This is a genomic window from Pseudomonas sp. UBA3149 (assembly GCF_002364655.1).
In the GTDB taxonomy this organism is placed as follows: Bacteria; Pseudomonadota; Gammaproteobacteria; order Pseudomonadales; family Pseudomonadaceae; genus Chryseomonas; species Chryseomonas luteola.
Genome location: NZ_DEYV01000047.1, coordinates 24,189 through 43,409, shown reverse-complemented (window position 1 = coordinate 43,409; position 19,221 = coordinate 24,189). Strand labels below are relative to the sequence as shown.

Sequence of the window (19,221 nt, the reverse complement as noted above, 5' to 3'; positions counted from 1 at the left end):
TGGTTGAGTGCTGTCGTATGAGTTTGCCTCCGAATCTGGGTCCTCGAAACGGAATTCTGTCCCTTACGATCAAGGACAAATCAGTACTGTATGCCGCCTATATGCCTTTCATCCGTAATGGTGGCCTGTTTATTCCAACAAACAAGTCATACAAGCTAGGGGATGAAGTATTCATGCTGCTCAACCTGATGGATGAGCCTGAAAAAATCCCTGTTGCCGGAAAGGTCGTCTGGATAACGCCCCGGGGCGCACAGGGAAATCGTGCTGCTGGGGTTGGCGTTCAATTCAATGACGGCGATAACACGGCTCGAAACAAGATCGAGACCTATCTGGCGGGTACGCTCAAGTCGGACCGCCCTACGCATACCATGTAATTCTTTCTTTCGTGCAAGCATGGCCTTGCTGAAAGCGCACGTTTTTACCAGGAAAACCCATGAAACTGATCGACTCCCATTGTCATCTAGATCGCCTTGATCTAACGGCTCATAATGGATCGCTGGACGCGGCGCTTGAGGCGGCAAGGGAGAGAGGTGTAGGGCACTTTCTATGCATTGGTGTAAGCGCCGAAAATGCTGCCGATGTGAAGACTGTTGCCGAGCGTTACCCGGACGTGCATTGCTCTGTTGGAATTCATCCATTGGATGTTTCTGCTGAAAAGGAGCCTGCGCTGGAGTGGCTGTTGCGCGAGCTGGATCATCCTCGTGTGGTCGCCATCGGAGAAACTGGGCTGGACTATCATTACGAGCCTGAAAGCGCTGAGCTGCAGAAGCAGTCCTTTCGGTTGCATCTTGAGGCGGGGCGGATTACCGGTAAACCTGTCATTGTGCATACCCGTGAAGCCAGCGCTGACACGTTGGCCTTGCTCAGAGAGGCTGATCTGACTGCTGCAGGAGTATTGCACTGTTTTACCGAGGACTGGGAAATGGCCAAGGCTGCCCTGGACCTGGGTTTTTATATCTCTCTTTCAGGAATCGTGACGTTCCGAAATGCCGAGGCATTGCGTGAAGTGGCTCGTCAGGTGCCAGCCAATCGGCTTCTTGTGGAAACCGATTCGCCTTATCTGGCGCCTATTCCTTATCGTGGCAAACCGAACCTCCCTCAATATGTTCGTGAGGTGGCTGAGTTTTTAGCTTCGGTTCGTGGTGTCGAGCTGGAAGCACTGGCCGAGCAAACTACAGAAAATTTCTACCGGCTCTTTCCTCTGGCAAAAGCTGTATAAAACCAATAGTCAAAAAAAACCCGGTTTTTTCTAACCGGGCCAAGACCATTAGGAGTTTAACGGGATGCACCAATAGCGATGTATCCCACCGATAACGCCTCGGGGGAGTGGCGCTGCCGGTAAGTAGAAGTATTGATCAGTCATGGGGAACATCCAGTCGGGATTGATCATTTTTTAAACAGATTTGGAATAGGCAACCTTTCATTGAGCACTTATCGCGACAACTTCCGGATGATGTCCAGCGTCTCATCCAGTACCTGTTGCGGTGTGTAAAAGTGTGGCGAAAGACGGATGCCAGCACCGCGTTGAGCGCAGATAATGTTCTCGCGCTTCAGGCCTTCAAAAAGAGTCGTATTGTCTTTGCCATCCAGCGTAAACGTTAGAATACCAGCGCTGCGATTGGGATCTGTCGCACTGTGGACATGAGCGCCGGGAAGTGCTTTCAGTCCTTCAATCAACATGTGCATTCTGGTATGTAATTCCTGCGCAACTTGCACCATGCCTATCTCATCGAGCAATGAGAGACTGGCCTTCAAGGCGACAGCGCCGAGCATGTTGGGGCTACCGCATTCGAAGCGGCGGGCGGTGCGTGCAGGTTTCCATTCCCGACTATTATAATCACCAGCATTATCGAGCATATGCCAGCCATATTCGTTTAGCGTCAGCTGCTCTCTAAGATCACTCCGACAATAAAAAACGCCAAGCCCCTCTGGGCCTAGCATCCATTTATGCCCGTCTGCCATGGCAAAGGCGCACTCGCAGGCTTGTACGTCCAGAGGAAGTGCGCCTAGCTGTTGAATTGCATCAACACACAACAGTACGCCTTTCTGGCGACAGCCCTGGCCTAATTTGATTAAATCCAGGCGTAGGCCGCTTGCATATTGCACTGCGCTGATCGCCAGCAGGCGTGTCCGGGACGTACAGGCCTCTAGCAGCGCCTGTTCAGGATTTTTCCCAGCTAGACTGACTTCAATGACTTCGACTCCAAAGCGGGACAGTGCCTCCCAAACGATTCGGTTCGATGGGAATTCTTCATTGCTGATGACCACTTGATCGCCGGCCCGCCAGTCCAGACCAAACGCAACAAATGACAGAGCCTCTGACGTATTCTTGACCAAGGCTATATCTGCCGTGCTGGGCGCGTTAAGCAGCTTCATCAGAAGCGCTCTCAATTGCTGCTCGATTTCAAGCCAGGCGGGGTAATCCTTGGCTCCCTGGATAACGTTTTCCTGTGCAAACGCCGTTACGGCCTGCGATGCACGCGCTGGCCAAGGCGCTACTGCGGCATGGTTGAGGTAGCGCAGGGTTTCATGATGCGGAAACTCGTTCATCCAGGTGTTCATAAGAGGCTCATCCATACAAAAATATGTATTTTTAGGCATAATGCCGTAATCAATGTGACATCGCCTGTCAGATGCGTATCGTCCATCTCGCGTTGTGCCAGCCGATGTTAATAGCTTCCCCTACCGATACCTTCCGCATTCAGACTCTAAAAAGAAACTTATTTCTATGCAGAAAGAACCTCGAAAGGTCCGTGAATTTCGCCGCCGTGAGCAGGAGATTCTAGACACAGCCCTCAAGCTTTTCCTGGAAGAAGGGGAGGACAGTGTTACTGTAGAGATGATCGCTGACGCGGTCGGGATTGGAAAAGGAACGATTTATAAACATTTCCGATCCAAAGCCGAGATCTATCTTCGCCTGATGCTGGATTACGAGCGAGACCTGGCTTCGCTGTTTCACTCGGAAGACGTGGCACGTGATCGGGAGGCTCTGTCCCGGGACTACTTTGAGTTTCGTATGCGCGACCCTCAGCGCTACAGGCTTTTTGACCGGCTGGAAGAAAAGGTGGTCAAAGCTAATCAGGTTCCTGAGTTGGTCGAACAATTGCATAAGATCAGAGCGTCAAACTTCGATCGTTTGACTCAGCTGATCAAGGGACGAATCGCTGAAGGGAAGCTGGAAGATGTTCCTCCTTATTTTCACTATTGCGCTGCCTGGGCGCTGGTGCACGGGGCGGTAGCCTTGTATCACTCTCCCTTCTGGCGAGATGTCATTGAAGATCAGGACGGATTTTTTCAGTTTCTCATGGACATCGGCGTGCGTATGGGTAACCGCCGTAAGCGAGACACGGAAATACCGGCTTCCCGGTGAGGTCCGAAAGTCTGAGCTTGAATAAATCGTTCTCGACCCAGATATCTTTTTTCTCTGTTAAGCAGTTGGAGTTCAAGCATGATCGTTGACCGTCAGGGTCGAGCCTTTCGCAACCTACGGATCAGCTTAACCGCTGCATGCAATTATGCATGTACATATTGTGTTCCCAATGGGAAACGCCTCGTAGCGGCTCAAGATGAGTTATCGGCTGATGCCATGGCTCGTGGTGTTGAATACCTTATTGAGGCTGCAGGCATCGAGCGTCTGCGTATTACTGGTGGTGAGCCACTGGTCACTCCCAAGTTCGAGCCTTTCTTGCAGGCGGTTTCCGCCTTAAAGCTCAAAGACATTAGTCTTACCACTAACGGCCAGCTGCTGGCTAAAAAGCTGCCCATTATCATCGACAACGGGGTTCGCCGTCTGAACGTCTCTCTGGATACGCTCGATGCGGAAGCCTTCCCTGTACTCGCGCGGGGAGGCGACCTGAAGACGGTGCTTGCAGGTCTTGAAGAAGCCCGTCAGGCAGGACTTAAAATCAAGGTCAATATGGTCCCATTGCGTGACCAGAATCTTGATCAGATATTGCCGCTGCTCGAATACTGTCTCGAGCGCGGCTTCGAGTTACGGTTTATCGAGCTGATGAGGATGGGGCATCTCGCGCGTGATCCCAACGGCTTCCAGCAGCAGTTCGTACGGTTGGCAGAGCTTTTAGAGATCATCGGTGCGGTCCATCCCTTTGTACAGGCTGATGCGCCTGTAGACGCCACTGCCTTGCGTTATCAGGTAGAGGGTGGGGGCTACTTCGGCGTTATTGCGAATGAAAGCGTACCTTTCTGCCGTAGCTGTTCGCGTCTACGCTTGTCTTCAACAGGTTGGCTGCATGGCTGCTTGTCATCTAGTAATCGCCACTTTGTTGGTGATTTGCTGGACAAGCCCCGTCATCTAGCGCTTCCGGCGCTACAGCGGTTGCTGGTCAAGGCCTTGGGCGATAAGCAGGACGTTGCGTTCTCTGGTGGTGTAACGGTGATGAAGATCATCGGGGGCTAGCATATAGATTGGCCTGGAAACTGCTAGACGCGTGTCAGCGCCGGTTTTTCGTCGCCGGTTCAGGAGAAAGAGATGCGTCGTTTCCTCGCCATTTGTGCGATTGTATTGTTGTCCGGTTGTATGAATGTCAGCGATATGGCTGCTGGTACTACTTATCACCTACGGGATGCTGGGTTTCTCGACTACAGCCATACACAGCGATTGAACAACTTCCGGTTGCAGCCGGACTCTTATATCTATATCGCACAAGGTGCGTTCGTGCCGCCAGGGCATCCATATGCCAGGCCCAATGTCGTAGCGGAACAGGCCTTCAATGGTTTCGTGGAATATTTTCCACGGGTACGTCGTGCCAAAGGGCCCATTGGATTGGACGAAGCCATACTCGAGGCACGTAACCTGGGGGCTCACTATCTGCTGTATACCCGCTTTGCAGCCGCTGATGATGCCATTGGCAACTGGCAGGAGTGGGAAGATCAGGAAGCGTTGGATCGAGTAGGTCGGGACCGCAGTGTGGTTCAGGTCATGCTGATCGAAACGGCAACTTATTATCTGGTCGATACGGCCCGTATTCGCAGCCGGGGCGGTTTCCTGACATTTTACAATGAGAAACCCGAAGACCTGCTAGCGCCTCCGCTTGCGGAGTATGCTCAGCATCTGTTGGGTTTGACGCGATAAGGAGTGTTCATGAGTGAGTCGCATAAGGTTGATGACCTGATCGCCCAGTTACCGAACGGGGAGGGTAAGGCATTGCCGCTGGTTCATTCATGGAATCCCCCCTTCTGTGGCGATATCGACATGCGTATCGCGCGCGATGGCACTTGGTTTTACCAAGGCTCTGCTATAAATCGACCTGCCATGGTCCGGCTGTTTTCAACCATCCTGCGTAAGGATGAGCAAGGCTATGTGTTAGTGACGCCTGTTGAAAAGGTAGGTATTCAGGTTGAGGATGCTCCCTTTGTGGCCATTGATTGTGATGTACAAGGTCAAAGGCAAAATCAGGTTTTGTGCTTTACAACCCAAGTAGGCGATATGGTGGAAGCCAATGCTGATCATCCCCTGCGCGTGGTCATTGATCCTAGTACGCAAGAGCCTTCGCCATACGTGCTTGTAAGGGATCGCCTCGAAGCCTTGATTCATCGTAATGTCTTCTATCGGCTCGTCGAATGTATGTCGCTGGAACATTATGAGGGGGCGATGTGGCAGGGCCTATGGAGTGGCGGGGCGTTTTTCCCGGTGGCTCGGCAGGACTGAAATAAGAAAGGGCTCCCTGGGGAGCCCTTTTTGTTACATGTTAGGGTAGTTGGGGCCGCCAGTGCCTTCTGGCGGTACCCAGGTGATGTTTTGGGAAGGATCCTTGATATCACACGTCTTACAATGCACACAGTTTTGGGCATTGATCTGGAAGCGTTTCTCGCCGTCTTCCTGCGTCACAACTTCGTATACACCAGCAGGGCAATAACGCTGCGCAGGCTCGTCGTAGAGCGGAAGATTGCGGTCGATCGGAATGGACGGGTCCTTGAGCTTCAGGTGAACAGGTTGGTCCTCTTCATGGTTGGTATTGGAGAGAAACACCGAAGACAGTTTGTCGAAGCTGATTTTGCCGTCAGGCTTGGGATAATCGATCCGTTTGGATTCAGACGCCTTTTTCAGGCAGGCATAATCAGGCGTTGTGTCATGCAGCGTAACGGGTAACTTGCCGCCAAACAGGTTCTGCTCGATAAAATTAAAGGCGTTGCCCTTTATTGCTCCATATTTATGGATGGCAGCGCCGAAATTGCGGCTCTTGTAGAGCTCCTCGTACACCCAACTGTTCTTAAACGTATCCAGATAACGGGTCAGCTCATCGGCTTCACGCCCGGCTACCAGAGCTTCGGCAATGGCTTCAGCGGCCAGCATGCCGGTTTTCATCGCCGTGTGGCTGCCCTTGATCTTCGAGAAGTTGAGCGTACCGCCGTCACAACCGATCAATGCACCGCCTGGGAACGTCAGTTTGGGAAGTGAGTTCAGGCCGCCCTTAGTGATGGCGCGAGCGCCATAAGATACACGCTTGCCGCCCTCCAGATATTGCTTGATTACCGGGTGATGCTTGTAGCGCTGAAATTCATCAAAGGGCGAGAGGTAAGGGTTGCTGTAGGACAGATCCACGATCAGGCCCACTACGACCTGGTTGTTTTCCAGGTGATAGAGGAATGAGCCACCCGGGTTATCATCGTCTAGCGGCCAGCCTGCTGTATGCACAACAAGGCCCTGCTCATGCTTGGCAGGGTCGACATCCCAGATTTCCTTGATGCCTATCGCGTAGTGCTGCACATCGGCATGGGCGCCCAGGTTGAAACGCTGGCTCAATTGCTTGCCAATATGCCCACGACTACCTTCGGCGAATAGGGTGTATTTGGCACGTAGTTCCATGCCGGGCGTGTAGTAGCCTTCCTTGGGGTTTCCTTCGCGGTCTACGCCCAGGTCGCCGGTTACGATACCGCGCACAATGCCGTTCTCATCAATCAGGGCTTCCTGCGCAGCGAAGCCTGGATAGATTTCTACACCCAGTCCTTCAGCCTGCTGGGCTAGCCAGCGGCACAGATTCCCAAGGGAAATGATGTAATTGCCTTGGTTGTGCATGGTCTTGGGGACAAGAAAGTCAGGCAGCTTCCTGGCACGTTCGGCGTCCTTGAGCAGGTAGATATCGTCGCGCTTGACTGGCGTATTCAGCGGGGCACCCAGTTCCTTCCAGTTAGGGAACAGTTCATCGAGTGCGCGCGGCTCGAACACGGCGCCAGAGAGAATATGAGCACCGACCTCGGAGCCTTTCTCTACAACGCAGACGCTGATTTCCTGACCGGTCTCAGCCGCCTTTTGCTTCAATCGGCAGGCAGCGGAAAGGCCTGCCGGGCCGGCGCCGACAATAACAACGTCGAACTCCATAAATTCGCGTTCCACGGACAGTCTCCTCAAGGCATTGATGCTAGTTATATTTTGGCGGCTGTAATAAAGAAAAACATTATATAGGGGTCTTTCCAGAGGTCCAATACAAACGTTTGTTTGAATTTTCTCTCGGACTGGTACATTCTGCTTGTGCTGCCTCCAGAAGCGGCTAGGGTTATGTCGGGTAACTGCCTGTTTGCATTATGGCTTGGTTAAAAAAGCGTTCGGACGGCCTTTGCTAAAGGCAAGTACCCTTTAACTGTGATGCCTTTAGCCTATCGCATTTCCTTCTGGCAGCACGCCGACTTGCCTTGGAGCGTTGACCCTCTCGACTGATGCAGTCAACATACGGCGGTTAATGGTTATTTGTAAGCCGAGAGCCGTTATTTGGTCGATTCGATCGGCTAGGCCTGCCTGGCTACCCTATTTATTCACTACAGAATAATGAGGAACTCATGAAGGTTCTTGTAGCTGTAAAAAGAGTGGTGGACTACAACGTCAAGGTCCGCGTCAAACCCGATAACTCCGGTGTTGACCTGGCCAACGTCAAGATGTCCATGAACCCCTTCTGTGAGATCGCCGTTGAAGAAGCGGTGCGCCTGAAGGAAAAAGGTATCGCTACCGAAATCGTGGCCGTGTCTGTAGGTCCGACTGCTGCACAGGAGCAATTGCGTACTGCGTTGGCTCTGGGAGCGGACCGTGCCGTTCTGGTCGAGACCAATGAAGAGTTGAGCTCGCTGGCGATTGCGAAGCTGCTCAAGGCGGTTGTCGACAAGGAACAACCCCAGCTGGTTATCATGGGCAAGCAGGCTATTGACAGTGATAACAACCAGACGGGTCAGATGCTGGGTGCACTGACCGGCTTTGCCCAAGGGACCTTCGCTTCCAAGGTCGAGCGTGACGGTGACGTATTGAACGTGACCCGCGAAATCGATGGAGGGCTGCAGACCGTTGCTCTGAACCTGCCTGCTATCGTGACCACTGACCTGCGCTTGAACGAGCCGCGTTATGCCTCGCTGCCAAACATCATGAAGGCCAAGAAAAAGCCACTGGATGTCTTAACGCCGGACGCTCTGGGTGTTAGCACGGCTTCGACTGTCAAGACGCTGAAGGTGGAAGCACCGGCTGGCCGTCAGGCAGGTATCAAGGTGAAGTCGGTTGCTGAACTGGTCGAAAAACTCAAGAACGAAGCGAAGGTGATCTGATGGCTATTCTGGTCATTGCCGAACACAGTAATGCTGCGCTCAATGGCGCAACGCTCAATACCGTGGCTGCAGCCAAAGCCATCGGTGGTGATATTCATGTTCTGATCGCCGGTCAGAGCTGCGGTGGTGCGGCTGAAGCTGCTGCCAAAGCCGAGGGCGTTTCCAAGGTGCTGGTTGCCGATAATGCTGCTTACGCCTACCAGTTGCCAGAAAACGTGGCGCCGTTGGTTGTTGAGCTGGTTAAAGGCAATGGGTACACCCACGTACTATCGCCAGCCGGTTCGAACGGCAAGAATTTCATGCCACGTATTGCTGCGCTACTAGACGTGGATCAGATTTCCGAGATCATTTCGGTAGAAAGTCCGGATACCTTCAAGCGGCCCATCTATGCCGGTAATGCGATCGCAACCGTGCAGTCATCCGCTCCGGTAAAAGTTATTACCGTGCGCGCTACTGGTTTTGATCCGGTTGCTGCCGAAGGTGGTTCTGCCGCTATCGAAGCGGTTTCTTCCATACAGGATGCAGGTATTTCCCGCTTCGTGAACGAAGAATTGGCCACGACAGGTCGCCCGGACTTGGGCGCTGCGAAAGTGGTGGTATCGGGCGGTCGTGGTTTGCAGAACGGTGATAATTTCAAAATTCTGTACTCCCTGGCAGACAAGCTGGGTGCTGCCGTAGGCGCTTCTCGCGCAGCGGTGGACGCAGGCTTCGTACCCAACGACATGCAGGTTGGTCAAACGGGCAAGATCGTTGCGCCGCAGTTGTACATTGCGGTAGGCATCTCCGGTGCGATTCAGCACCTGGCCGGTATGAAAGACTCGAAAGTCATTGTGGCCATCAACAAGGATGAAGAGGCGCCAATCTTCCAGGTGGCTGATTATGGACTGGTAGGTGACCTGTTCGAGTTAATCCCTGAGCTTGAAAAGTCGATATAAGCAATAGCCTCCTAAAAACCCGCTCGATCGAGCGGGTTTTTTATTGGGTAGATTTTTGTTGACGGACAAATGCCTTTCAACATGACAAAATTCTGGTTTTAGGCAGCGTCATAGAGCTGTCGCCTGACTCTGCAGGAAACCAGATAGTGAAAAAATCTTATTGTTGGGCAGCTTCTGTTTTGGCCCTGTTGCTTGCCGGGTGCGCCAACGATCCCGCACCATCCGAGCAAATGAAACTAACCACCCAGGCATTCGACCAAGCCCATGACATTGGGGCGGATGACTCCATTCCTGAATACAGCCTCGCCAACGACAAGCTTGAACGGGCCCGAAAAGCCATGCGGGTTGAAGATTACAAAAAAGCTCGTGTATTGGCGGAACAGGCTGAACTCGACGCTCGCCTGGCCGAGGCCAAGGTACTCAATAGCAAGAGCCAGACACATGTGGATGAACTCAACAAGCAGATCGCCCGATTACAAAAGCGTTTGGAGAGCACGCCATGATGCGTTCGGTACTGTCGGTGGCTGGACTTGCACTGGCGTTTTCAATGATCGCAGGGTGTACGAGCAGCAGCACCACTACTCGGCAGGCGTTACAGGACGCCAAATCCAGGTATGCCACGGTCAAGACTGATTCTGACGTGCTGCGTAGCGCACCCAAGGATGTAAAAAGAGCCGAGGAAACCCTGGATAAGGCGGAGCAGCTGGCTGGCTATTGGGGAAGCAGCAAAGATGTACGCCACTTTGCCTACCTGAGCCAACGCTACAGCGATATCGCCCGAGAGCATGCAAGCCTTCGCTTGAGCCAGGACAAGGCGACCCAATTACAACTGCAGATCGAACGCCTGCAATTGCAGTTGCGGGAAAAAGAACTCCGTTCTGCACGAGAGCGTAACGTATGGCTTACCGATCAGCTGTTTAACCTGGGTACGACTCAGACAGAGCGCGGTCTCGTCATGACGCTGGGCGATGTGTTGTTTGCTCCGGGACGATCACAACTCAATCCAACGGCTAATGAAACGGTTCTCAAGCTTGCCCAGTTTCTTCAAATCAACCCCAAGCGGGAGATCCGAATCGAAGGCTACACGGATAACTCCGGTGATGAAGATCGCAATCTTTCCCTTTCCAAACAGCGTGCCCATGCCGTCGCCAAGGCCTTGAGTGCATTAGGTGTAGAGGCAGGCCGCCTTCAGGTCATTGGATATGGCGAGGATTATCCGGTGACGTCCAACGGGACGGCCGAAGGCCGCGCCAAGAATCGCCGGGTCGAAGTAGTATTTTCTGACGAAAACGGTAATTTCATACCGGCACGTTGAGCGTAAACGGCAGGTTTGAACGGCCTGCCTGTCGCGCTCATGCTTAAAAGCGGCATCCCTTGTTTCATTGTCGACTGATTATCCGTTAGCACTGGCTGTATTGTCCTAAATTTACCAAGCTGTACCGGTGCAATCTGGTAAGACGATGCTACTGTTTCGGTTCAGTGACCAAGGGAATGCGTGCCATGACGAATCTGTTGCTCTATCAACGTATCGCTCATCAGTTGGCTGAAGATATTCGCCGGGGTGTCTATCAGCCGGGCGAGCGCGTTCCCTCTGTTCGCAAGATGAGTCAGCAGTTGGGCGTCAGTCATGCAAGTGTTTTGCAAGCTTATGCCACACTGGAAGACCAAGGGCTTATCCGGGCTCGTCCCCAGTCAGGGTTTTACGTACACCAGACGCCTGCCTTGACAGCGCCTACACCTGAAATCGGCAGGGTAGAGCGACCAACCCTGGTCACTCGCGGTGACATTATCAATCAAGTGCTTCTGGAGTCCCGACGAGATGACGTGGTTCCTTTCGGGGCTGCCATTCCTAATGTGGATTTTCTACCTATCCGGGCCCTGCATCAGCAGATCAGCAAGGTGACGCGCTTTCACAGTCAGCGTGCGTTCAGCTATATGTACAGCCCGGGTTACGAGCCCTTGCGCCGCCAGGTTGCGATCCGTATGCGGGATGCCGGGGTCTCTGTAGCGCCTTCTGAGGTTGTTATTACCCATGGCTGTGTGGACGCCTTGCAGATGTCCCTGCGTGTGCTGACCAAACCGGGTGATTTGATCGCTACCGAATCGCCTACCTATTACGGCTTGCTGCAATTGGCTGATGTGCTAGGTCTCAAGGTGGTCGAGATTCCCTGTGACCCACAGACCGGCCTAAGCGTAGAGGCATTGCAGCTGGCCGCGCGGCAGTGGCCTGTAAAGGCGCTGGTCATGACCTCCCGGCTGAGCAATCCCCTGGGCAGTACAATGCCTGAGGCGCGTCAAAAGCAGCTGCTAAGGCTTGCCAATGAGCGAGACTTCATGATCATTGAGGACGATATCTACGGTGAGTTGTTCTATGAGGTCGGTGCGACGAAGGCGTTGAAGGCCCATGATCGGAACGGCAGGGTGGTCTATTGTTCAAGTTTTTCCAAGACGATCTCACCTGGTGTGCGTATCGGTTGGGTCATTGCCAATCAATACCAGTCGGACATTCAGCGCTTACAGACCTTTACCACCCACTCTGCCTGTAGTCTGACGCAAATGGGTGTAGCGGCTTATCTTGAAAATGGCGGGTATGACCGTCATCTACGCTCCATCAGGCAGGAGTACCGCAAGAATATGACGGCCTGGCAGCTGGCCGTTCAACAGTACTTCCCAGAGGGAACCCAAATGAGCCGACCTATCGGCGGCTTCATTCTCTGGGTGAGCCTTCCAGCCAGGGTCAATACGAAGGATCTCCACCTCCGGGCGTTGCAGGAGGGCATCAGCATTGCGCCAGGCATCATTTTCAGCAATACGGATCAATTCAATAATTGTATTCGGCTCAATTGCGGGATGGCGTGGAATCGACAAACCGAGCGCGCTTTGATGACGATTGGAATACTGGCCAATCAGCTCTGCCAAGAGGCTCAGGTAGCTGCTTAACGGTGTGAACTCGTTCGCCATTTTGTGAGTCTGTTTACATTAGGCGTGAAGAGGTAAAGGTGTCGATGGGCTCGACCGAGGCCGCAAGCTGGCTGCCGATGATTGGAGTGCTAGGCAATGTACCGCTGGTGCTTGTCTGGCTGACAGGGCTGCTGGTGGCTTGCCTGAAATGGCGAACGCACCGCAAGGCGAGCCTGTTATGCCTGTTGAGTATGGTCATCCTGCTTGTCTGGCTTGCAGCCTATAGCGCGCTTACGCTGGCATTGCCGGTTTTACTGCCGCTCTGGCAGATCCCACTGGCGCCAGGGTGGGCGTATGCGTTACTCAACGCCGTCGGCAACCTGGTAAACGCAGTGTGCTATGCGCTATTGCTGTGGGCCATCTTCACAGGAAGGAGTTCACGACGTTCTGCCTGAGGCTTTCTTATGAGGACTCTACGTTGGATGGTGAGTGGTCATAAGCCGTGCTGGCTGGCGCTGGTATTGATACTCAGTGGGTGTGATAAGCCGGAAAAGGAACCGCCCAAAAAGCCAGCCGAACCGCAGGCGGCCTCTGTAGAGCAGACCGCGCCAAAACCAGTATCGCCAGCAGCTTCCCATGCCAAGCCAGTACCGGACACTTCGGCCCGGCAGGAACCCATCCTAACCTCCCGTGTCCCTGAAAGCTTTGATGAGGAGCCTGTGCCGGCTCCTCAGCCGGACAAAAAGCCTGAGCTGGTTATTGAAAAACCAAAGCCCAAACCGGTGCCCAAGACTGTAAAACAGAAGCTTCCCGAACCGGAGGAGCCACTCAAGGTTGACCTGAGTATTCCCAAAGAACTTATCGAGAGCGCAGTGCCTGTTACAGCAGAGCAAAAGGAGCCGACGGGCATGCTTCCTCCGCTGTTCGACAAGCATGAGGAGAATGATCGATTCAACCTGAGCGGTCGAATACTAAATCGTGAACGCTCAGATGATTTCGAAGGTGCTGAGTTGCAGTTTGAGTTCAGGCGCTAAGTCACAACTTAGGATACCTAGCGATTCCGGGCATCTTTGGCGTCCATCTCCGCGTTTCGCTGACGGATCCGCTGACGCTGCTCATCGGTGAGCTCTACCTTGTTGGCCGAGCTGCGAAGCATCAACAGGCTACCTACAATCGAGCCCACCGCAATAATCAAGAAAAGCCAGGCATACCAGGGCATGGTGCAGTCCTCCGTGCAAATGAAACAGTCTATGCTGCTTAGACCCGTCTAGGCAGTAGGAGTGCTTTTAAGCAAGGGTAAAACGCTATCGTCTTTCAAGTTGACCCCGGTCAGTTTTAGCTTTAAGGCCTGCTTGATCAGGTAGTCGAGTTTATGAACCGCCAAGCGGTACGGTAGCCCCTCGGGCCGTACATTGGAAATACAGTTACGCTCGCTATCCATACGTCCGCGGCGGGGCTGGCAGGTAACGTATAATCCGAGGCTGTCAGGCGATGTAAGACCAGGTCGCTCTCCGATCATCACGATTACCAGCTGGGCATTGAGCCGCTCTCCAATCTCGTCACCCAAGGCCACGCGGGCTTGCTCGGCAATGACCACGGGTATTTGGGACCAGTCGGTATCGAAACGCTCCTTTAGTAGCTCAAGTATGGGAACTGCATGGCTACTGGCCGCAAAGGACGACAGCCCGTCGGCAATGACGATAGCGATGTCTGGGGCAGGCGCTTCAGCCATTAACTGCTCACGGCTGGCGATATCCAGCATTCGGCCATGATCCGGGCGTAATAGATACTGCTGCCGATCCGCAGCCTGGCTGTGTACATGAATCGTGCGAAAACCTTTTGACTGGAGTTGCTCGCTCAGCATATGGACATCCAGCGGATGGTGTACGGCATCTCTTGCCTGCGCATGAGCCAGGCCGAATCGGAGTACTTCCGCCGTGGGAAGGCTTGAGCCAACACGGCCCAATGCTATACGTGCCGACGTATGGGTGCGCAGTTCGTCCCAGGGGTTTGTCTGGACCAGCGTAGGTTTGGCGGTTGTCATCATGCGGCTCCCGGCAGGTGGGGCAGGGCACGTAGCAGCTGGTGCTCGCGGTTGATGTCTCGTAGCTGTCCGGAGGGCTCTGTAATGGACATGCGGGTCAGCCAGGCTTCAAATTCGGGGGCACGCCTTAAATCCAGTACGCTCCGCAGATAAAGTCCGTCATGAAAGGAAGTGCTCTGGTAGTTGAGCATAATGTCGTCAGCGCCTGGAATGCCCATGATGTAGGTCAACCCGGCGACACCCAAAAGCGTCATGAGTGTGTCCATGTCATCCTGATCCGCTTCGGCATGGTTGGTGTAGCACACGTCGCAGCCCATCGGGACGCCCAGCAGCTTGGCGCAGAAATGGTCTTCAAGGCCGGCCCGGATGATCTGCTTTCCATCGTAGAGGTACTCGGGACCGATAAAGCCAACCACCGTATTGGTCAGCAGCGGTTTGAACGTCCGCGCGACCGCGTAAGCACGTGCTTCGCAGGTCTGCTGGTCAACACCATGGTGTGCGCTGGCAGAGAGGGCACTGCCTTGACCTGTCTCGAAATACATGACGTTATCGCCCAGCGTGCCCCGCTTGAGTGAACGGGCCGCATCATGCGCTTCCTGTAACAGGCTCAGCGTTACACCAAAGCTATCGTTGGCCTTTTGCGTGCCGGCAATGGATTGAAAGACTAGATCAACCGGGGCGCCTTTTTCGATCGCCTTGATTTGGGTGGTGACGTGGGTCAGTACACACGTCTGCATGGGAATATCAAAGTGCTGACGCAGCTCATCCATCATCTCCCACAGCGGCGTCAACGTTGAAAGCGAGTCACTGGCCGGATTGATACCGACAACGGCATCGCCTGCACCGTAGAGCAAGCCATCCAGCATGCTGGCCGCAATGCCTTGCAAATCGTCAGTAGGGTGATTGGGTTGCAGGCGCACCGAAAGATGGCCAGGTAAGCCTATCGTATTGCGGAAGCGGGTTATGACCTGGCATTTTTTGGCTACCAGGATCAGATCCTGATTGCGCATCAGTTTGCTGACAGCGGCGGCCATTTCAGGCGTGATGCCTGGCGAGACCGCTGTCAGGGTTTTGCTGTCCGTACTGTCGAGCAGGAGCCAGTCACGAAAATCGCCTACGGTGAGATGACTGATAGGGGCAAATGCAAACGCGTCGTGACTGTCGATGATCAGGCGTGTTACGTCGTCCTGCTCGTAGGGAATCAAGGCCTCCTCAAGAAAGCGTTTGAGCGGGACATCCGCCAACGCGATCCTGGCAGCCATACGCTCCTCTGCCGAGCCGGCTGCAAGCCCGGCCAGTTCGTCACCCGAGCGCGCCGGACTGGCCTTGGCCAGAAGTGTCTTGAGGTCTTCGAAGCGATAGGCCTGATGGCCGATGATGGTCTGGTAGATCATACACACTCCGGTTCTGTGACTGTCTCAGAGGGCCATCCCGAGGACAAGTGCTATCAGGCTCATATGGCGTTGACCTTCAGCAGGCTATCCGTGGGCGCCTGGGCACGCTGGCGTGCGGTAAAAAGAAAGTAGACGAAGCCGACGCCCATGAAGGTCAGGAAGACGAGGCCTATGACTGGGTTGAACCATGCCATGGCGACCAGGCAGACCAGTGCAATGGCCAATGCCAACGCGGGTACGAAAGGGTAGCCGGGCGCACGGTAACTGCGCGGCAGGTTAGGTTCGGTGCGGCGCAGCCTGAACAGGCTCAGCATGCTCATGATGTACATGACGATGGCACCAAATACCGACATAGTAATCATGGCGGCAGTCAACGACATGCCTTGGAGGTTGATGAGCCCGTCGCTATAGATAGCCGCAACGCCCACGACCCCACCTGCAATGATGGCGCGATGGGGCGTCTGGAAGCGTGACAGTTTGGCGAGTCCGACGGGCAGATAGCCTGCTCGCGCCAAGGCAAAGAACTGGCGGGAGTATCCCAGAATGATTCCGTGGAAGCTGGCTACCAGACCAAACAGGCCGATCCATACGAGCATGTGTAGCCAACCGGAATTTTCGCCTACCACCATCTTCATGGCCTGCGGTAAGGGATCATTGATGTTGGAAAGCGTACGCCAGTCTCCAACGCCACCTGCGAAAAGCATGACGCCAATGGCCAGTACCACCAGTGTCAGAATGCCCGTCGTGTAGGCTTTGGGAATGGTGCGCTTGGGATCCTTGGCTTCTTCGGCCGCCATTGCAGCGCCTTCGATGGCAAGAAAGAACCAGATTGCGAAAGGGATGGCAGCAAAAATGCCAGTAATGGCGGGCATACCGAAGGTATCCGAGCCTGCCCAGCCATTAAGACCAAAATTGGCGAAGCTGAAACCGGGTGCTACTACGCCCATGAAGACCAGCAGCTCCAGAACGGCCAGTACGGTCACGACCAGCTCAAAGGTGGCTGCCAGCTTTACGCCCAGAATATTGAGTGTCATGAATGTGATGTAGGCGCCTACGGCTGCAAGTTTGGGATCAAGCGCAGGGTACTGAACATTCAGATAAGCGCCGATGGCCATGGCGATGGCAGGCGGTGCAAAGACAAATTCGATTAGCGTGGCAAGGCCGGCAATCAGACCGCCTTTCTCGCCAAAGGCACGGCTGCTGTAGGCAAAAGGGCCTCCTGCATGGGGAATGGCTGTGGTGAGTTCGGTAAAGCTGAAAATAAATGTGGTATACATGGCGGCGATAATAAGCGCCGTTACCAGAAAGCCGAGCGTTCCGGCTACGCCCCAGCCGTAACTCCAGCCGAAATACTCCCCCGAAATGACCAGGCCTACAGCGATACCCCAGAGATGCAAGGTGCCCAAGGCGGGTTTTAATTGTGTAGTCATCTTGTCTTCTCACCGAGTGGGTTCACGGGTAACCATTGCAGCGAGCATGCCAGCCTGTTATTGGCTTTTTGGCGGCTTTCTAACACCATAGCTGCCCAAACGTAGGGCGCCAGCCAAAAAGTGACTCTTTGTTTTGGTGCATGGGTGTAGCAGACAAGCAATCCTTTTGCCGGGAAATGGCTTTCTGCGACAATAGGGCTTCCCTGGATTCATATGTGAGAGTGCCATGCCTGCTTGCCAGACACCGATTATTGTCGCCCTGGATTTTCCTACTGCCGAGGGCGCCCTGGCGTTGGCGGATCAACTCGATCCGGCGCAGTGCCGCGTCAAAGTGGGCAAAGAGCTGTTTACTTCCCACGGCAGACCTGTCATCGAAGCGCTGCATGCCAAGGGCTTCGAGGTCTTTCTGGATCTCAAATTTCATGACATTCCCAATACCACAGCCATGGCCGTCAAGGCTGCTGCCGAGCAGGGCGTCTGGATGGTGAACGTCCATTGCTCGGGCGGTTTGCGTATGATGACAGCCTGCCGGGAGACGCTCGACACCCTTTCCGGTCCCAAGCCACTGCTTATTGGCGTGACGGTGCTGACCAGCATGGAGCGCGAAGACCTAGCAGGTATCGGTCTGGACATCGACCCCAAGGAGCAAGTCCTGCGTCTGGCCGGATTGGCTGAGCGCGCTGGCATGGACGGGCTGGTATGTTCGGCTCAGGAAGCCTCTTCGCTCAAGGCTGCTCACCCCAGCCTGCAGCTGGTCACTCCGGGTATTCGCCCGGCAGGCAGTGCGTTGGATGATCAGCGTCGTATTCTTACACCTCGTGAGGCGCTGGAGGCCGGATCCGACTATCTGGTGATCGGCCGCCCCATCAGTCGCGCCAGTGATCCTGCTGCGGCATTGACGGCAATCCTAGCTGATCTACGCTGAAATCAGGAGATGCTCGCATGGCTCGCTCTAGCATGAGCGTTGCCTGCGAGCGTCACAAAAGATTTCAAGCCCTGTTCTTCGCTTGTACGGTTCAAGTAGCATCGGGCTGTTCAAAAGGAGAACGTAATGCACGCGCAACTGGAAACCTGTCTCCAAGCAGTCGACAGGGTCCTGCTCGGCAAGGACAAGCAAGTCCGCCTGGCCATGACCTGCCTGCTCGCCAAAGGTCACTTACTGATTGAAGACTTGCCCGGTATGGGCAAGACCACGCTGAGCCATGCCCTGGCCAAGGTGCTTGGTCTTTCGTTTCAACGTATTCAGTTCACGTCCGATCTGTTACCTGGCGATATCCTGGGTACCTCTGTCTTTGACAAGGACACCGGGCAGTTCGTCTTTCATCAGGGCCCGGTTTTTACCGAGTTGCTATTGGCTGACGAAATAAACCGGGCAACGCCAAAAAGCCAGAGTGCACTACTGGAGGCGATGGAGGAGGGGCAGGTCACTATTGAGGGTGCGACTCGCCCACTACCGGAGCCGTTCTTTGTCATCGCGACCCAGAATCCTGTTTCCCAGGGGGGAACGTTTGCACTGCCCGAGTCCCAGCTGGATCGCTTTTTGATGCGGCTTTCGCTGGGCTATCCAGGCCGCGCAGCCGAGCGAGCATTGCTGTTGGGTGGGTCGGGTAGAGACCAGCTTCCCAGGCTGGAGCCCCTGCTGGATCATCGGCAGCTGGCTGCTATCCAGAACGAAGTGCCCAATATCCATGCCAGCGATGCGGTGGTGGACTATGTGCTGCGTCTGGTCGAAGCAACCCGTACGCAACCTAACTTTGCCCTGGGTCTCTCACCAAGAGGCAGTCTGGCGCTGCTGGGTGCCGCCCGCGCCTGGGCGCTGTTGGACGGTCGTGACTATGTAATTCCTGAGGATGTTCAGGTTGTCTTGCCTGCCGTAGCCGGACATCGTCTGCGGGATCAGGCTGATCCTGCCGGTCATGGGGGCGGGGCGCTGGTCCAATGGCTGCTCCGTGAAGTCCCGGCACTCTGACGCT

Annotated in this window: 21 protein-coding genes; 15 read left to right on the top strand and 6 right to left on the bottom strand. The window is 54.4% G+C overall.

The window, feature by feature from the left end; translation table 11 throughout:
* The first annotated feature begins 17 nt into the window (after positions 1 to 17).
* Together B3729_RS23620 and B3729_RS23615 are read left to right on the top strand one after the other, a co-directional pair.
* Positions 18 to 374: a PilZ domain-containing protein gene (locus tag B3729_RS23620; RefSeq protein ID WP_010797738.1), complete on the top strand. Its 357-nt coding sequence runs from the start codon at positions 18 to 20 to the stop codon at positions 372 to 374.
* A 59-nt stretch (positions 375 to 433) separates the two neighbouring features.
* Positions 434 to 1,219 (top strand): TatD family hydrolase, encoded by a 786-nt coding sequence (locus tag B3729_RS23615; protein WP_286789166.1) that lies wholly within the window; start codon positions 434 to 436, stop codon positions 1,217 to 1,219.
* Between the two features lie 212 nt (positions 1,220 to 1,431).
* Here B3729_RS23615 and B3729_RS23610 read toward each other — a convergent pair whose 3' ends face one another.
* On the bottom strand, positions 1,432 to 2,562 hold the full coding sequence (locus B3729_RS23610) for an aminotransferase class V-fold PLP-dependent enzyme (protein WP_286789165.1): 1,131 nt from the start codon (positions 2,560 to 2,562) through the stop codon (positions 1,432 to 1,434).
* Positions 2,563 to 2,728: 166 nt separating this feature from the next.
* On the opposite strand from B3729_RS23610, the gene B3729_RS23605 reads away from it, so the two are divergent.
* From B3729_RS23605 to B3729_RS23590, 4 genes are all read left to right on the top strand, one after another.
* Positions 2,729 to 3,370: a TetR/AcrR family transcriptional regulator gene (locus B3729_RS23605; protein ID WP_010797741.1), complete on the top strand. Its 642-nt coding sequence runs from the start codon at positions 2,729 to 2,731 to the stop codon at positions 3,368 to 3,370.
* A 78-nt stretch (positions 3,371 to 3,448) separates the two neighbouring features.
* The gene (locus B3729_RS23600; RefSeq protein WP_286789164.1) at positions 3,449 to 4,417 is read left to right on the top strand and encodes a GTP 3',8-cyclase MoaA; all 969 of its coding nucleotides are present in this window, start codon (positions 3,449 to 3,451) and stop codon (positions 4,415 to 4,417) included.
* Positions 4,418 to 4,489: 72 nt separating this feature from the next.
* Positions 4,490 to 5,092, top strand: coding sequence for a DUF4823 domain-containing protein (locus B3729_RS23595; RefSeq protein WP_074827447.1), 603 nt, complete (start codon positions 4,490 to 4,492; stop codon positions 5,090 to 5,092).
* Between the two features lie 9 nt (positions 5,093 to 5,101).
* Entirely contained in the window at positions 5,102 to 5,668 is a 567-nt protein-coding gene (locus B3729_RS23590; protein WP_286789163.1) for a DUF1285 domain-containing protein, read from the top strand.
* Between the two features lie 33 nt (positions 5,669 to 5,701).
* On the opposite strand, the gene B3729_RS23585 is transcribed toward B3729_RS23590, so the two are convergent.
* Complete coding sequence (locus B3729_RS23585; protein ID WP_286789162.1) at positions 5,702 to 7,354, bottom strand: electron transfer flavoprotein-ubiquinone oxidoreductase; 1,653 nt, start codon at positions 7,352 to 7,354, stop codon at positions 5,702 to 5,704.
* Positions 7,355 to 7,794: 440 nt separating this feature from the next.
* Here B3729_RS23585 and B3729_RS23580 point away from each other — a divergent pair, with 440 nt between their 5' ends.
* The 7 genes from B3729_RS23580 (at position 7,795) to B3729_RS23550 (ending at position 13,414) form a co-directional block, all read left to right on the top strand.
* Positions 7,795 to 8,544: an electron transfer flavoprotein subunit beta/FixA family protein gene (locus tag B3729_RS23580; protein ID WP_010797746.1), complete on the top strand. Its 750-nt coding sequence runs from the start codon at positions 7,795 to 7,797 to the stop codon at positions 8,542 to 8,544.
* The gene (locus B3729_RS23575; RefSeq protein WP_286789161.1) at positions 8,544 to 9,479 is read left to right on the top strand and encodes an electron transfer flavoprotein subunit alpha/FixB family protein; all 936 of its coding nucleotides are present in this window, start codon (positions 8,544 to 8,546) and stop codon (positions 9,477 to 9,479) included. Before B3729_RS23580 ends, B3729_RS23575 begins: the two co-directional genes overlap by 1 nt.
* A 146-nt stretch (positions 9,480 to 9,625) precedes the next feature.
* Entirely contained in the window at positions 9,626 to 9,982 is a 357-nt protein-coding gene (locus tag B3729_RS23570; protein ID WP_074827442.1) for a DUF4398 domain-containing protein, read from the top strand.
* On the top strand, positions 9,979 to 10,794 hold the full coding sequence (locus B3729_RS23565; protein ID WP_286789160.1) for an OmpA family protein: 816 nt from the start codon (positions 9,979 to 9,981) through the stop codon (positions 10,792 to 10,794). The genes B3729_RS23570 and B3729_RS23565 overlap by 4 nt, the downstream gene beginning before the upstream one ends.
* Before the next feature lie 185 nt (positions 10,795 to 10,979).
* Positions 10,980 to 12,419: a PLP-dependent aminotransferase family protein gene (locus B3729_RS23560; protein WP_010797750.1), complete on the top strand. Its 1,440-nt coding sequence runs from the start codon at positions 10,980 to 10,982 to the stop codon at positions 12,417 to 12,419.
* Positions 12,420 to 12,478: 59 nt separating this feature from the next.
* On the top strand, positions 12,479 to 12,835 hold the full coding sequence (locus B3729_RS23555) for a hypothetical protein (protein ID WP_286789159.1): 357 nt from the start codon (positions 12,479 to 12,481) through the stop codon (positions 12,833 to 12,835).
* A gap of 9 nt (positions 12,836 to 12,844) precedes the next feature.
* A complete protein-coding gene (locus B3729_RS23550) occupies positions 12,845 to 13,414 on the top strand; it encodes a hypothetical protein (RefSeq protein WP_286789158.1) in 570 nt (189 codons plus the stop codon).
* Between the two features lie 17 nt (positions 13,415 to 13,431).
* On the opposite strand, the gene B3729_RS23545 is transcribed toward B3729_RS23550, so the two are convergent.
* From B3729_RS23545 to eat, 4 genes are read right to left on the bottom strand one after another with little or no spacing between them, the layout of a single operon-like run.
* Positions 13,432 to 13,599: a DUF2897 family protein gene (locus B3729_RS23545; RefSeq protein ID WP_010797753.1), complete on the bottom strand. Its 168-nt coding sequence runs from the start codon at positions 13,597 to 13,599 to the stop codon at positions 13,432 to 13,434.
* Between the two features lie 48 nt (positions 13,600 to 13,647).
* Positions 13,648 to 14,424 (bottom strand): ethanolamine ammonia-lyase subunit EutC, encoded by a 777-nt coding sequence (gene eutC, locus B3729_RS23540; protein WP_286789157.1) that lies wholly within the window; start codon positions 14,422 to 14,424, stop codon positions 13,648 to 13,650.
* Positions 14,424 to 15,818 (bottom strand): ethanolamine ammonia-lyase subunit EutB, encoded by a 1,395-nt coding sequence (locus B3729_RS23535; RefSeq protein ID WP_286789156.1) that lies wholly within the window; start codon positions 15,816 to 15,818, stop codon positions 14,424 to 14,426. Before B3729_RS23535 ends, eutC begins: the two co-directional genes overlap by 1 nt.
* Before the next feature lie 59 nt (positions 15,819 to 15,877).
* Entirely contained in the window at positions 15,878 to 17,248 is a 1,371-nt protein-coding gene (eat, locus tag B3729_RS23530; RefSeq protein ID WP_286789155.1) for an ethanolamine permease, read from the bottom strand.
* Between the two features lie 226 nt (positions 17,249 to 17,474).
* On the opposite strand from eat, the gene pyrF reads away from it, so the two are divergent.
* Both pyrF and B3729_RS23520 read left to right on the top strand, forming a co-directional pair.
* Entirely contained in the window at positions 17,475 to 18,173 is a 699-nt protein-coding gene (gene pyrF, locus B3729_RS23525) for an orotidine-5'-phosphate decarboxylase (protein ID WP_197873097.1), read from the top strand.
* Positions 18,174 to 18,299: 126 nt separating this feature from the next.
* Entirely contained in the window at positions 18,300 to 19,217 is a 918-nt protein-coding gene (locus B3729_RS23520; RefSeq protein WP_010797758.1) for an AAA family ATPase, read from the top strand.
* Positions 19,218 to 19,221 lie beyond the last annotated feature (4 nt).